At 71.1% G+C, this 13,814-nt stretch carries 11 protein-coding genes and 1 tRNA gene; 5 read left to right on the forward strand and 7 right to left on the reverse strand.

Going from position 1 to position 13,814, the window contains the following annotated elements:
* Positions 1 to 27 precede the first annotated feature (27 nt).
* Both ACZ6BG_RS24670 and ACZ6BG_RS24675 read right to left on the reverse strand, forming a co-directional pair.
* Positions 28 to 2,544 (reverse strand): ABC transporter permease, encoded by a 2,517-nt coding sequence (locus ACZ6BG_RS24670; protein WP_469005017.1) that lies wholly within the window; start codon positions 2,542 to 2,544, stop codon positions 28 to 30.
* A 168-nt stretch (positions 2,545 to 2,712) separates the two neighbouring features.
* Complete coding sequence (locus tag ACZ6BG_RS24675) at positions 2,713 to 3,486, reverse strand: ABC transporter ATP-binding protein (RefSeq protein ID WP_289949919.1); 774 nt, start codon at positions 3,484 to 3,486, stop codon at positions 2,713 to 2,715.
* 472 nt (positions 3,487 to 3,958) lie between these two features.
* Here ACZ6BG_RS24675 and ACZ6BG_RS24680 point away from each other — a divergent pair.
* Positions 3,959 to 4,042: transfer RNA gene (locus tag ACZ6BG_RS24680), tRNA-Leu, on the forward strand.
* A 91-nt stretch (positions 4,043 to 4,133) separates the two neighbouring features.
* Here ACZ6BG_RS24680 and ACZ6BG_RS24685 read toward each other — a convergent pair.
* A complete protein-coding gene (locus ACZ6BG_RS24685) occupies positions 4,134 to 4,931 on the reverse strand; it encodes a VOC family protein (protein ID WP_469005019.1) in 798 nt (265 codons plus the stop codon).
* A 249-nt stretch (positions 4,932 to 5,180) separates the two neighbouring features.
* Between ACZ6BG_RS24685 and ACZ6BG_RS24690 the strand changes: the two genes are divergently transcribed.
* Both ACZ6BG_RS24690 and ACZ6BG_RS24695 read left to right on the forward strand, forming a co-directional pair.
* Positions 5,181 to 6,356, forward strand: coding sequence for a 4-hydroxybenzoate 3-monooxygenase (locus ACZ6BG_RS24690; RefSeq protein WP_469005021.1), 1,176 nt, complete (start codon positions 5,181 to 5,183; stop codon positions 6,354 to 6,356).
* Between the two features lie 150 nt (positions 6,357 to 6,506).
* Positions 6,507 to 7,430 (forward strand): Bax inhibitor-1/YccA family protein, encoded by a 924-nt coding sequence (locus tag ACZ6BG_RS24695; RefSeq protein ID WP_469005024.1) that lies wholly within the window; start codon positions 6,507 to 6,509, stop codon positions 7,428 to 7,430.
* Positions 7,431 to 7,590: 160 nt separating this feature from the next.
* Here ACZ6BG_RS24695 and ACZ6BG_RS24700 read toward each other — a convergent pair whose 3' ends face one another.
* Positions 7,591 to 7,821, reverse strand: a complete 231-nt coding sequence (locus ACZ6BG_RS24700; protein WP_030360679.1) for a DUF4287 domain-containing protein — start codon at positions 7,819 to 7,821, stop codon at positions 7,591 to 7,593.
* 101 nt (positions 7,822 to 7,922) lie between these two features.
* Between ACZ6BG_RS24700 and ACZ6BG_RS24705 the strand changes: the two genes are divergently transcribed.
* Positions 7,923 to 8,234 carry a hypothetical protein gene (locus ACZ6BG_RS24705; RefSeq protein ID WP_469005031.1) on the forward strand — a complete coding sequence of 104 codons (312 nt, stop codon included), beginning with the start codon at positions 7,923 to 7,925 and terminating at the stop codon, positions 8,232 to 8,234.
* Between the two features lie 13 nt (positions 8,235 to 8,247).
* Here the strand turns inward: ACZ6BG_RS24705 and ACZ6BG_RS24710 are convergent, their stop codons facing one another.
* From ACZ6BG_RS24710 to ACZ6BG_RS24720, 3 genes are all read right to left on the reverse strand, one after another.
* Positions 8,248 to 9,063, reverse strand: coding sequence for a hypothetical protein (locus tag ACZ6BG_RS24710; RefSeq protein ID WP_469005033.1), 816 nt, complete (start codon positions 9,061 to 9,063; stop codon positions 8,248 to 8,250).
* 311 nt (positions 9,064 to 9,374) lie between these two features.
* Positions 9,375 to 10,595, reverse strand: a complete 1,221-nt coding sequence (locus tag ACZ6BG_RS24715; protein ID WP_468482510.1) for an acetyl-CoA C-acetyltransferase — start codon at positions 10,593 to 10,595, stop codon at positions 9,375 to 9,377.
* A gap of 348 nt (positions 10,596 to 10,943) precedes the next feature.
* Entirely contained in the window at positions 10,944 to 11,957 is a 1,014-nt protein-coding gene (locus ACZ6BG_RS24720) for an SGNH/GDSL hydrolase family protein (protein WP_468459831.1), read from the reverse strand.
* A gap of 266 nt (positions 11,958 to 12,223) precedes the next feature.
* On the opposite strand from ACZ6BG_RS24720, the gene ACZ6BG_RS24725 reads away from it, so the two are divergent.
* Positions 12,224 to 13,615, forward strand: a complete 1,392-nt coding sequence (locus ACZ6BG_RS24725) for a cystathionine beta-synthase (RefSeq protein ID WP_469005039.1) — start codon at positions 12,224 to 12,226, stop codon at positions 13,613 to 13,615.
* Positions 13,616 to 13,814 lie beyond the last annotated feature (199 nt).

Genomic DNA, 13,814 nt, shown 5'->3' on the forward strand with positions numbered 1-13,814 from the left:
CCACGCCGCTCCAGCTCAGCGCAAGCGTCACTCCGACTTGATGGCCTGCAGCGGATTCAGCCGCGCAGCGGACCGCGCGGGCCACACCGCGGCCAGGACACCGACCACACCCGCGATGGCGAGGAAGATCGCGATCCGGCCCACGGGCACCTCCATCGAGTACGTGGTCACGGTGCCGGAGATGCTGTCTCCGGCGACCCACCCGAGGAAGAGACCGAGGCCGACACCGAGCACCGCGCCGAACAGCGAGATGACGACCGACTCGAGCCGAACCATCTGCTTGATCTTCGCCCGGTCGAGCCCGATCGCACGAAGCATCCCGATCTCGTGCTTCCGCTCGAAGACGGACATCGCCAGGGTGTTGATGACACCGAGGACGGCGACGAGGATCGCCATGGCCAGCAGGCCGTACAGCATGTTCAGGAGCATGTTGATGGCGCCGCCGACCTCGTTGCTGATGTCGTCCTTGTCCTGGATCTTGATGGCCGGGTTGTCGCCGAGGGCCTTCACGATGGCGTCCTCGGCCTTGTCGGAGGCGCCGCCCTTCATCTTCAGCAGGACCTGCTGGTCCTGGATCTTCGACAGGTGCGGGGTGACGACGGGGGTGGGCGTGAAGAGGCCGTCGAGCATCTCGTTGGACTTGTAGACGCCCGCGACCTTCAGCCGGGTGGTCTTGTCGTCGTCGAACTTCACCGGGACCGTGTCACCGGCCTTCAGGCCCTTGGCGTCGGCCGTCTCCTTGTCGACGAGGACGGCGTTGCCCTTCAGTCCGGCCGCGGAGCCGCTGGTGAAGTCCAGGCCGACGAGCTTGTCGAAGGCCTTGGGGTCGACGCCGGAGATCCGGGTGTCGCGGCCGTCGGCCTCGCCCCAGGTGGTGCGCAGGGCGCTGCTGGCCTCGACCTCGGGCAGCTTGGCCAGTTGCTCGTGGACCTTGGGGGTCAGCGGCTGGAAGTTCGCCATCGAGACGGCGTAGTCGGCCTTCAGGGAGTCCGTGGCCATCTTGTTGATGGCGCTGCCCATGGAGACGGCGACGACGGTCATCGCGGTGATGAGGGTCAGGCCGATCATCAGGGCCGACGCGGTGGAGGCCGTGCGGCGCGGGTTGCGGACCGAGTTGAGGCGGGCCAGCTTGCCGGTGACGCCGAAGGGCTTCAGGAGCGGTCCCGCGGCGGCGATGAACGGGCGCGAGAGCAGCGGCGTGAGGACGATGACGCCGACGAGGATCGTCGCGGCGCCCCCGGACTTCACGTAGTTGTCCTCCATGAACAGCATGACCACGCCGAGGGCGACGAGGAGCGAGCCGATGGTGTTGCGTACGACCAGGCCGCGCACCGTGGGCGAGGCGTGCACGCTGTTCATCGCGGCGACCGGCGGGATCTTCGCGGCGCGGCGGCCGGGCAGCCAGGCGGCGAGCATGGTCACGACCACGCCGATGATCAGTGCCGTGACGATCGTCGTCGGGCCGATGACCAGGGGGCCGTCGGGCAGTGAGGCGCCGCCCGCGTTCATCAGGGACTCCAGGCCCACGGCGACGCCGATGCCGAGGGCGAAGCCCGCGACGGCGGCGACCAGGCCGACGATGAACGCCTCGATGAGGACCGAGCGCGTGACCTGACGGCGGGACGCGCCGACGGCGCGCATCAGGGCCAGTTCCTTGGTGCGCTGGGCGACCAGCATGGTGAAGGTGTTGGCGATGATGAAGATGCCGACGAACAGCGCGATACCGGCGAAGATCAGCAGCACCTGGCTCATGGAGCTGGTGTTCTGCTCGATCATGCGGTCCTGCTCGTCCTTCAGCGAGGTGCCGGTCTCGGCCTCGGTGTCCTTCGGCAGGATCTTCTCGACGGACGCCTTCAGGGCGGACTCGCTGGTGCCGGCGGCGGCCTTCACGTCGATCTCGTCGTACTCGGACTTGCCGAGGACCTCGCGCGCGGTGTCGTTGTCGAAGACGACGAGGCTGCCGCCCGCGACGACGCTGCCGTCGTCGGTGTCGAAGATGCCGCTGACCTTGGCGGTCCTCACCGGTCCGTCGGTGGAGTAGCGGACCGTGTCGCCGACCTTGTAGCCGGTGCGGTCGGCGGTACGGCTGTCCAGGGCGATGTCACCGGCCGACTTCGGGGCCGCGCCGTCGGCGAAGTCGTAGCGCGGGTCCTTGCCGTCCTTGCCGGGGAAGTAGTTGGAGCCCGTGGTGCCCCACTCGCCGCCGACCAGCTTGCCGTCCTTGTCGGCGAGGGCGGTGAAGCCGGAGACGCTGCCGAGCGTCGACTGGGCGCCGGGCAGCTTCCCGGCCCGCGTGAGCAGGGAGTCCGTCAGCCGGTCCGGCTGCTTGGCCTCCTGGCCGTCGTCCCGGGAGCCGCCGTCGGGCTTGATGGCGACGGAGACGTGGTCGAAGCTCTTCGCGGACTTGTTCTTGTAGGCGGAGCCGAAGGTGTCGGTGAAGACCAGGGTGCCGGAGACGAACGCGACGCCGAGCATGACGGCGAGCACGGTCATCAACAGCCGGGCCTTGTGCGCGAGCACGTTGCGCAGGGCGGTACGGAACATGGTGAGATCCAGGTGAGGGGGGCGATCGGAGGTCAGGGCGGGGCGTTCGAGGCCCAGGTGGCGCCCCAGAGGGGCGCGGGGAACTGCGCGACCAGCCACAACGGACCGGCAGTCCGAAGACACGCGCAGCGCTCGCGGCGGAGAGGCAACCAGCGGGGCCGACCAGCGCTAGCTGGTCCGGCCCTTCGCGTCGAAGTCCTTCATCCGGTCGAGGACCCCATCGGCGGTCGGCTGGATCATCTCGTCCACGATCCGCCCGTCGGCGAGGAAGATCACGCGGTCCGCGTACGAGGCGGCGACGGGGTCGTGGGTCACCATGACGACGGTCTGCCCCAGCTCCCGCACCGAGTTCCGGAGGAAGCCGAGAACCTCGGCGCCGGACCGCGAGTCCAGGTTTCCGGTCGGCTCGTCCCCGAAGATGATCTCCGGCTGGGAGGCGAGCGCACGGGCCACGGCCACCCGCTGCTGCTGGCCGCCGGACAGCTCGGTGGGCCGGTGGGAGAGGCGCCCGGCCAGACCCACCATGGAGATGACCTGCTCCAGCCACTGCTTGTTCGGCTTGCGCCCCGCGATGTCCATGGGGAGCGTGATGTTCTCCAGGGCGGTCAGCGTCGGCAGCAGGTTGAACGCCTGGAAGATGAAACCGATCTTGTCCCGGCGGAGCTTGGTGAGCTGCTTGTCCTTGAGGGTGGACAGCTCGGTGTCCCCGATGCGCACGGAGCCGCCGCTGAAGCTGTCCAGGCCCGCCACGCAGTGCATCAGCGTGGACTTGCCGGAGCCCGAGGGGCCCATGATGGCGGTGAACTCGCCCTGTCCGAAGTCCACGGAGACATGGTCCAGAGCGACCACCTGGGTCTCACCCTGGCCGTACACCTTGGACAGATCCGTGGCGCGGGCGGCCACCTGGGTGGCGCGGGCGGCGAAGGAAGTGGTGGTGGTCACGGGCGGGGGCTCCTGTCGGGACGGCGAGTGGGGTACGTACTCCATCGTCACGGCGGAACGGCCCCGTGGAGTCAGCCGCTGTTCCGGTTCCTGGGGGCGACTCCGGTCGGACTCGGTGGGGGCATGTCATACCTGGGGATGACGGGCGCCCCCTACTCGGGATCGGGGCGGGCCCTCTTGCGCGGGTGTTCACGAGGCCTTCGCGCAAGGGCCACGGCAGGGGCCATGAGGGGGCGCTAAAGGGGCGCGGGGACGCGGCGCGGACGTGTCGCTCGTGCACGGCTAAATTCCGTCAATTCCCTCACCCGCACGTGCCCCCGCCCACAAGGCCGATGGCAAGTACCACCGGCCAGTACCGCGTGCTGATGCACCCTCAGACGTCAATAAAATAAGACAACGTCGGGCTGTCGTTCCGCTGTTCGGGGGATGCCTCCCGATAGGGTCGAAGCCTTGTTGCGGAGCCCACGCACCTGCCCGGATGGTGGAATGCAGACACGGCGAGCTTAAACCTCGCTGCCCCTTAGCGGGCGTACCGGTTCAAGTCCGGTTCCGGGCACCTCCGCCCTCCTTTCCCGCACGCACGGGCAGGGCGCGTCCCGTACGCGCACGTGCGGCGCGCGCAGGGCGCGCCGCTGCATGACGGCCCGTCAACTCGGCGGAGCCTGCTCGCTCTTGATGATCGCGAAGGGCGCTCCGGCGGAGTCGGTCAGCATGGCCATCCGGCCGATCCCCGGCGCGTCCATCGGCGGGATGAGCGTCGTGCCCCCGGCCTCAAGCCCCTTGGTGTGGATCGCGTCGCAGTCGGCCACCTCGAAGTACGGATGCCACTCCGGGCCGGAGCCCGCGTCCAGGTTGTCCTGGTGGAGCTGCATCAGGCCGCCGTGGCTGTTCTCCTCCGTGCCACCCGAGGGGGTCAGCACGGTGTACGTCATGTCCGGGCCCATCTCCATGTCGGTCAGCTGCCAGGAGAACACCGCGCGGTAGAAGTCCTTGGCCGCCGCCGCGTCCGTGGTGTACAGCTCGGCCCAGGTCAGCGAGTTCGGCGTGTTGACGAGGTCCACGCCCTTGGTGTCGCCCGGCTGCCAGACGGCGAAGTCCGCGCCCGCCGGGTCGCTGAACTGGCCCATCCGGCCGAAGCTGAACACATCCCCCGGAGGCACCCGCACCGTGCCGCCCGCCTGCTCGACGGCCTTCGCGGTGGCGTCCGCGTCCGCCGTGTGGAAGTACAGCGTCCAGGCCGGGGACGCGCCCTCCTCGGTGAGCGGGCCGAGCCCGGCGACGGTCTTGTCGTCCTGCACGAAGAAGCCGTACCCACCGCCCTCCGTACCCGCCGACTGGAACTCCCAGCCGAAGACGGCGGAGTAGAAGGACACCGCCGCATCGGTGTCCGGGACACCGAGATTCAGCCAGTTCGGGGCGCCGGGGACGAAGTCGGTGGAAAGCATGGTCCTGCCCTTCGAAGGTTCGGTGGAACCGTCCCGCCGCGCCGCGCCGTGCCGGGCGCGGGAGCCGTTCCGCACGGGCCCGGGCGCGCCGCCCGCGGCCGTGGATTCCTGGGTTCCTGGGCACTTCTCAGCATGGCAGCAGCCACTGACAACCGCGCCACGAGTGCAGGGGGCACCGGGGGCGCGGAGTCGGCCCCGGCGCGCCGACCCACCGTTGACACCCGCCCCGGGCGGCCCGACACTCCCGTGATGCGCACCACCGTCGCGATCATCGGAGCGGGCCCCGCGGGCCTCCTGCTCGCCCGTCTCCTGGACGCCGCGGGCATCGAATCCGTCGTCCTGGAGAGCCGCGACCGCGCCTACGTGGAGCGGCGCCAGCGCGCGGGGATCCTGGAGCAGGGCACGGCTGACGCGCTGCGCGCGGCCGGGGCGGGCACCCGCATGGACCGCGAGGGCCTGCGCCACACCGGCATCGAGCTGCGCTTCGACCGCCGCAGACACCGCGTCGACTTCCCCTCCCTGACCGGCGGCCGGTCGGTGACCGTCTACGCCCAGACGGAGGTGTGCAAGGACCTGATCGCCCTGCGGTTCCGCGGCGGCGGCCCGCTGCTCTTCGGCGCCGAGGCGCTCGCCGTCGAGGACGCCGACACCGACGCGCCGCGGGTGCGCTACCGCCACGAGGGCCGTGAGGGCGTCCTCGACTGCGCGTACGTCGCCGGGTGCGACGGCTACTGGGGCGTGTCCCGGGCCGCGGTGCCCGCCGCGCTCTCGCGGACGTACGAGCGCAGGTACCCCTTCGCCTGGCTCGGGGTCCTCGCCGACGCGCCGCCCTCCCACGACGAGCTGGTCTACGCCCGCCACGACCGCGGCTTCGCCCTCCTGAGCATGCGCTCGCCGACGGTCTCCCGCCTCTACCTCCAGGTCCCCGAGGGCACCCGGGCCGCCGACTGGAGCGAGCGGGCGGTCTGGGACGAGCTGGACCTGCGGCTCGCCACCGACGACGGCTGGCGGCTCGCGCGCGGCCCGATCACGGACGTGTCCGTCACTCCGATGCGCTCCCACGTCCACGAGCCGATGCGGCACGGCCGGCTCTTCCTCGCCGGAGACGCCGCCCACATCGTGCCGCCCACCGGTGCCAAGGGGCTCAACCTCGCCGTGGGCGACGTCGTCACCCTCGCCCGCGCCCTGGTCGCCCATCACGCCGGCGGCGACCCGACGGGCCTCGACACGTACTCCGCGACCTGTCTGCGCCGGGTCTGGCAGGCCGAGCGGTTCGCGTACGCGATGACGGCCCTGCTGCACCGCGACCCCGACGCCACCCCCTTCGACGACCGGCTCCAGCTGGCCCACCTGGACCGGATCGCCACCTCGCGGGCGGCGGCGACGGACCTGGCCGAGAGCTACACGGGCCTGCCGTTCGACTGAGCGGGCGCCGGGAGCCGCCGGAACACCGGAGCCTCGGCGAGCGTTCCTCGTAACAGATGGGGAAAGATCCTCCCTGAGCACTAGGGTTGGATCTTTGCCAGCCCATTACTCTTGAACCAAAGCCACGCACGGTGGCCATGGAGGAGTGAGATGAGGAGCAGTAACCCGGTCTTCTCGCGACGGGGGTTCAGCCGCGACAACGGCTATGCGGGCTTCAACGCGCAGCCGCAGGCCGGGGGAGCCGCAGCCGTCGGGACGCAGGCCAATCCGTACGCGCAAGGCAACCCGTACGCGGGCGCGGGCCAGCAGGCCCCCGCCAACCCGTACGCCAACAATCCGTACGCCCAGCAGGACCTCCAGGGCGCCCCGCCCCAGACCCCGGTGACCACCGGCCGCATGACGATGGACGACGTCGTCATGCGCACGGCCACCACGCTCGGCGTCCTCGTCGTCACGGCCGCGCTCGCCTGGGCGCTGCTGCCCGTGGACGACGCCAACTTCAGCAGGTCGATCGGCATCGCGGTCGGCGCCGGTCTCGTCGCGATGATCCTGGGCTTCGTGCAGGCCTTCAAGCGCAAGGCCTCGCCGCCGCTGATCCTGGCGTATGCCGCTCTGGAGGGCGTCTTCCTCGGCGTCGTCTCCAGCGTCGTCGACAACCGCATCGCGAGCGGCGCGGCCATGCAGGCCGTGCTCGGCACGATGGCGGTCTTCCTCGGCGTCCTCGTGGCGTACAAGGCCGGCTGGATCCGCGTGAACCGCCGCTTCTACGGCTTCGTGATGGCGGCCGCCCTCGGCTTCGTCCTGCTGATGGCGGTGAACCTGCTGTTCGCCGTGTTCGGCGGCGGCGACGGCCTCGGCTTCCGCAGCGGTGGCCTCGGCATCATGTTCGGCATCATCGGCATCCTGCTCGGCGCGTGCTTCCTGGCCCTGGACTTCAAGCAGGTCGAGGACGGCATCGCGTACGGCGCTCCGCGTGAGGAGGCCTGGCTCGCCGCCTTCGGCCTCACGATGACGCTGGTGTGGATCTACATGGAGTTCCTGCGGCTCATCGCGATCCTGCAGGGCAACGACTGACGGCCGCCCCTGGGCGGCTGACGTCCTGAGCACGGCCGAAGGGCCCGCGGAACGCCTTCCGCGGGCCCTTCGTTGTTGTCCGTGCTGTCTGCGTTGTCAGTGTCCACGTTCGAGGTCTTGCGCTGTCTGTCTGTCTTCGCGGGGGAACGAGGGGTCGGGGTCAGAGCAGTTTGCGTGCGGCGCGGCGCAGGTCGTACTCGTGGATGATCGCTTTGGCATGGCCGTACGCGAGGTTGTGTTCGCCGCGGAGCCAGCTGACCTTCTCCTCGAAGCGGAAGAGAGAGGGGCCCTCGTCGACGGTGCGGAGCCAGTCGGAGACTTCACGACCTGTGCAGTGGGGGATTCGCGCGAGCAGATTTCGGTGGGTCTCCTCGGAGAAGACTTGGGACATCGGCGCCTCCGGACGCGTTCGATGTGGTCCGTCCTTCACGCCACCGTGCCTGAGCGTTCGGGTATTGGCAACAGTCCCTGCTCGACGCGTAGGGTCGCACAGTGCTCGATACGACGCCTTTGATCACGGCCGTTGACCGATTCGCGGACCGGCTGCGGGCCGCCCCGCAGTCCAGACTGCAGCGCGGGGCGGCGGCCGAAGCGCTGGAGCTCGCGAGGGAGTTGGCCCTGCGCACCCAGGCGCGGGAGGCGCCGGGCAGTGAGCCGCGCCGGATGCCGGACGCCGGAATGTTCGCGGCGGCCGACCAAGTCACCGTCGCGGGGCGGGACTTGGCCCTTGTGCTCGCCGACGAGGGGGAACTCGCGGAGGCGGTTCAGCTGGTGGAGCAGGCCCTGGGGCGGGCCGGGATCTGACCGGAATCCGCCGTCAGACGCTGGCGATCACGCGGTCGGCCAGGATGTAGACGTTCTCCGCGCCGCACGCGAACGTCAGGGCGTACGCGCCCGAGACGCCGGAGCCGCCGAGCAGGACCGGGGCCTGGCCGTCGCGCAGGGCGGCGGCGAGCAGCTCCGCGGTCTCCCGGTGGCCCGGGGTCATGCAGAGCGTCGTGCCGTCCGTGAAGACATAGACGTCCAGGGTGCCCAGCGGCCCCGGGCGGACGTCGGCGAGCGCCGTGCGGGCGTCCGCGAGCTCCTCCAGGCAGGCCACGGTGCGCTCGTGGTCGCCGTGGGCGACGGACTGCACCGGCACGAAGTCGGGGTGCGAGGGGTGGCGGCGGCGGGCCGCGGCCAGCTCCGGGGAGTCCGCGGCGAACTCGTCCGCGGCCCCGGCCGGGTCGGCGAAGGGCTCGACGACCGGCTCCAGGCTCTCCGACTCAAGGCCCGCGAGATCGGCCTGGCGCGGCAGGAACAGCTCGTCCGCGATGCCCTCGGGCAGGCCGCTGAGGAGCGAGGGCGTGTCCGCGATGTCCCGCGCCTCCTGGGCGGCCCAGAACGCGCGCGCCTCGGCCAGCTCGCGCTCGCGCTCCTCGGCGAGGGCCTCGGCGACCGCCGCGCGTATCTCCTCGGTGTCCACCGCGGTACGGGCCGCGGGCACGGAGACGCGGCTGACGGCCGCACCGCGGCTCTCGGCCAGCTCGGTGCGCAGCTCGGTGATCTGCTGCCGCAGGCCCCGCACGGTGTGCAGGGTGGCGGTGCCCACGGCCGTGGCAGCGGCCGCGGAGAGCAGCAAGGCAAGATGCATGGCGCTCACTGACGTACTCCCGGTTTCAAGTCGACCCCCGACTTCCTACATCAGCTTGAAGCCTGCACCATCCCGCTGTCAGTGCATTACGTCACGAATTGGACAGGACTTTCGGCCCGGTGTTTATTTGCGCATCCGTGCTGACCTGGGCAGTTGTTCCTTCCCCAGGAGATTGGTCACATCCTGGGGGAGATTGGGTCACGAATGAGTGGAGGGGTCGAAGTGGCCGCCGCGTCCCGGCTCGTGAGACGAGCGGCCACTCAGGGTGCCGGAGCCGCCGCTTCAGGGCGTCACTCCGGCGGGGCCGCCGCTCAGCTCAGGCGCTCGATGACCATCGCCATGCCCTGGCCGCCGCCGACGCACATCGTCTCCAGGCCGAACTGCTTGTCGTGGAACTGGAGGCTGTTGATCAGCGTGCCGGTGATGCGGGCGCCGGTCATGCCGAAGGGGTGACCGACGGCGATGGCGCCGCCGTTGACGTTCAGCTTCTCCAGCGGGATGCCCAGGTCGCGGTAGGAGGGGATCACCTGGGCGGCGAAGGCCTCGTTGATCTCGACCAGGTCGATGTCGCCGACGCCGAGGCCGGCGCGCTTGAGCGCCTGCTTGCTGGCCTCGACCGGGCCGAGGCCCATGATCTCGGGAGAGAGGGCGGAGACGCCGGTCGACACGATCCGGGCCAGCGGGGTCAGGCCGAGCTCGCGGGCCTTGGTGTCGCTCATGATCACCAGGGCGGCGGCGCCGTCGTTCAGCGGACAGCAGTTGCCCGCGGTGACCAGGCCGTCGGGGCGGAACACCGGCTTGAGCCCGGCCACGCCCTCCAGGGTCACGCCCGCACGCGGGCCGTCGTCCTTGCTGACCACGGTGCCGTCGGGCGTGGTGACCGGGGTGATCTCCCGCTCCCAGAAGCCGTTCTTCAGGGCTTCCTCGGCGAGGTTCTGGGACCGGACGCCGAACTCGTCCATGTCCGCGCGCGTGACGCCCTTGGCGCGGGCCAGGTTCTCGGCGGTCTGGCCCATCGCGATGTACGCGTCCGGGACCAGGCCGTCCTCGCGCGGGTCGTGCCAGTCGGTGCCGGTCTCCTGGGCGCGGGCCGCGGTGCGGGCCTCGGCGTCGGCGAAGAGCGGGTTGTGGGTGTCGGGCTGGCCGTCGCTGGTGCCCTTCACCGAGCGGGACACCATCTCCACGCCCGCCGAGATGAAGACGTCGCCCTCGCCCGCCTTGATGGCGTGCAGTGCCATCCGGGAGGTCTGCAGCGAGGAGGAGCAGTAGCGCGTGATCGTGCAGCCGGGGAGGTGGTCCATCCCCATCTGCACGGCGACGATCCGGCCCAGGTTGTGCCCCTGCTCGCCGCCGGGCAGACCGCAGCCCAGCATCAGGTCGTCGATGTCCTTCGGGTCGAGCGCGGGCACCTTGGCCAGGGCGGCCTCGATGATCGTGGCGGTCAGGTCGTCCGGGCGCAGTTCCTTCAGGGAGCCCTTGAAGGCGCGGCCGATGGGGGAGCGGGCGGCGGAGACGATCACGGCTTCGGGCATCACGGGCTCCTACTGGCGGGGGCGCCCTGGGGGCAGGGCAGGACTCCCTGGGAAGTTACCTGCACGTATCGCTGTCGGTCACGGGGCGGGAGCTGTGACGCGGGCCGCATTTCTAAGCGCACGCTCAGCCTCGCGGGGGCGCCCCGGTCCCGCCCCTTCTCCGAAACCGGGGGCTGCGCCCCCTGGACCCGGCTGATCGGCGCTCCGCGCCTCGTCCTCAAGCGCCGGACGGGCTGAAATCTTGCCGCACCGGCGAGATATATAGCCTCTCCGGCGTTTGAGGAGCGGGGTCCGGGGCGGAGCCCCGGTTTCGGGAAGGGGCGGGACTGGGGCGCACCCGCGAGGCCACTACGGAATCGGTGACGGGTCCGGTTCCTGGATGCGGCGGCGGCGCCTGCGCTTGAGGAGGGCCCAGGGGCCGCGGGGGCCCGTGGGCATGGCGCCGGTGACCTCCGTGCCGCCCTCAGAGGCGGCCTTGGCGGCCGCCCGGGCCACGGGCAGGAAGCCCTCGCGGCGGGACACGTCGGGACGCTCCTCCTCGGGCCACAGGCCGAGCGCCGCGCACAGCGTGGGCAGGACGGCCATCGCCGCGGTGGCGTACCCCTCCGCCGAGGGGTGGTAGTTGTCGGGCCCGAACAGCTCCCGCGGGTTCGCCGCGAACTCGGGGCCGAGCAGATCACCCACGGACACCGTCCGTCCCCCCTGCTCCACCACCCCGATCGTCTGCGCGGCGGCGAGCTGCCGCGAGACCCGGCGGGCCAGCCACCGCAGCGGCTGGTAGACGGGCTCGATGGTGCCGAGGTCGGGGCACGTCCCCACGACCACCTCCGCCCCGGCGGTGCGCAGCCTGCGGACCGCCGCGGACAGGAACCGCACGGACTGCGTCGCGGGCATCCGGTGCGTGACGTCGTTCGCCCCGATCATCACCACGCACACGTCGGGCACCCAGCCCGTCTCGTCGGACAGGACCAGCGACACCTGTCGCTCCAGGTCGTCGGACTGCGCCCCGGGCTGCGCCACCACCCGCACGTCCACCGGCCGCTCCGCCACCGCGGCAAGACCGGAGGCGAGCAGCGCCGCCGGGGTCTGCTGCGCCCGGCGCACGCCCTGGCCGGCGGCCGTGGAGTCGCCGAGCATGGCGAACCGCAGCGGCTCCCCGCACTCGGAGCGCTCGGCGAACGCCGCCCCGTACCGCCCGTTCGCCCGCGGCGGCGCCCCGTACCCGCCGTTGCCCACCGATCGCTTGGCCAGTTGCACCTCGGCGAGGACGACCCCGACCGTGGCCGCGCCGAGCAGCCCGATGCCTCCGCCGCCGTACGCCGCGCCCGCGGCGATGCGCCGCGCCACCCTCGCCCTCGACATGCTCCGCCGTCACCCCAGTCAAAGTCGTGTGGAGCCCATTTCGTCCCGTACATCCAGTCATTGCCCCGTCGGGCCGGTCGGCCAATCGCGAGCGGAGGTGAACGGGCGAGTCGGAGCCGTAGGCTGACGGCACCGAAAACCTCGTGCGGCGTCCCCGGGCGCGGGCCGGTGGGGGCCGTACGACACCTGCGGCCCACGCGGCTCGTCCGTCACGGCGGGCGTCCACGACATCGCAGCCCGGATACCCCGGAAAAACGGAGACCACGGTGCATTTCCACGACTCGATGATCAGCCTCGTCGGCAACACCCCGCTGGTGCGGCTCAACAACGTGACCGCGGGCCTCAAGGCAACGGTCCTCGCCAAGGTCGAGTACTTCAACCCCGGCGGCTCCGTGAAGGACCGCATCGCGCTGCGCATGATCGAGGCGGCGGAGGCCAGCGGCGAGCTGCGCCCCGGCGGCACGATCGTCGAGCCGACCAGCGGCAACACGGGCGTCGGCCTTGCCATCGTGGCCCAGCAGAAGGGCTACAAGTGCGTCTTCGTGTGCCCGGACAAGGTGTCGACCGACAAGATCAACGTGCTGCGCGCGTACGGCGCCGAGGTGGTCGTCTGCCCGACCGCCGTCGACCCCGAGCACCCGGACTCGTACTACAACGTCTCCGACCGCCTCGTACGCGAGATCCCGGACGCCTGGAAGCCGGACCAGTACTCCAACCCCAACAACCCCCTCTCGCACTATCACTCCACCGGCCCCGAGCTGTGGGAGCAGACGGAGGGGAAGATCACCCACTTCGTCACGGGCATCGGCACCGGCGGCACGATCTCCGGCACCGGCGGGTATCTGAAGGAGGTCTCCGGCGGCAAGGTCAAGGTCGTCGGTGCCGACCCCGAGGGGTCGGTGTACTCCGGCGGGTCCGGGCGGCCGTACCTCGTCGAGGGCGTCGGTGAGGACTTCTGGCCGACGGCCTACGACCGGAACGTCACCGACGACATCGTCGCCGTGTCCGACAAGGACTCCTTCCAGATGACCCGGCGCCTCGCCAAGGAGGAGGGTCTGCTCGTCGGCGGCTCCTGCGGCATGGCGGTCGTCGCGGCGCTGCGGGTCGCCGAGGGCCTCGGTCCGGACGACGTCGTGGTCGTGCTCCTTCCCGACAGCGGGCGCGGCTACATGAGCAAGATCTTCAGCGACGAGTGGATGAACGACTACGGCTTCCTGGAGGAGGCGGGCGACCAGCCGCGCGTCGGTGACGTGCTGCGCCGCAAGGAGGGCGGCGAGCTGCCCTCCCTCGTGCACATGCACCCCGAGGAGACCGTCGGCGAGGCCATCGAGGTCCTGCGCGAGTACGGCGTCTCGCAGATGCCGATCGTCAAGCCCGGCGCCGGTCACCCGGACGTGATGGCCGCCGAGGTCATCGGGTCCGTCGTCGAGCGCGAGCTGCTCGACGCGCTGTTCGCCCAGCGGGCCTCGCTCGGCGACCCGCTGGAGAAGCACATGTCCGACCCGCTGCCGCAGGTCGGCTCCGGTGAGCCCGTCGCCGACCTGATGTCGGTCCTCGGCTCCGCCGACGCCGCCATCGTCCTCGTCGAGGGCAAGCCGACGGGTGTGGTGAGCCGTCAGGACCTGCTGGCGTTCCTCGCGGAGCAGCAGGGGGCGTAGGCGGTTCTCCGGCTGCGGGCGCGGTCGGTCGCGGGTCGGCCCCGCCCGCAACCGGCCCCCTGGTGGGGGAACTTCGCGGAAGCGGTACGAAGGCGACACGTCCGCGCAGCACCCGCTTAACACGCGTACGGCACCTTGGTGGGTGTCGGCGTCAGGACTTCCGGAGCGGCTCCCGGACCTCCAGCGACGCCCCGGACGC

Source organism: Streptomyces sp. NPDC041205 (assembly GCF_055591765.1).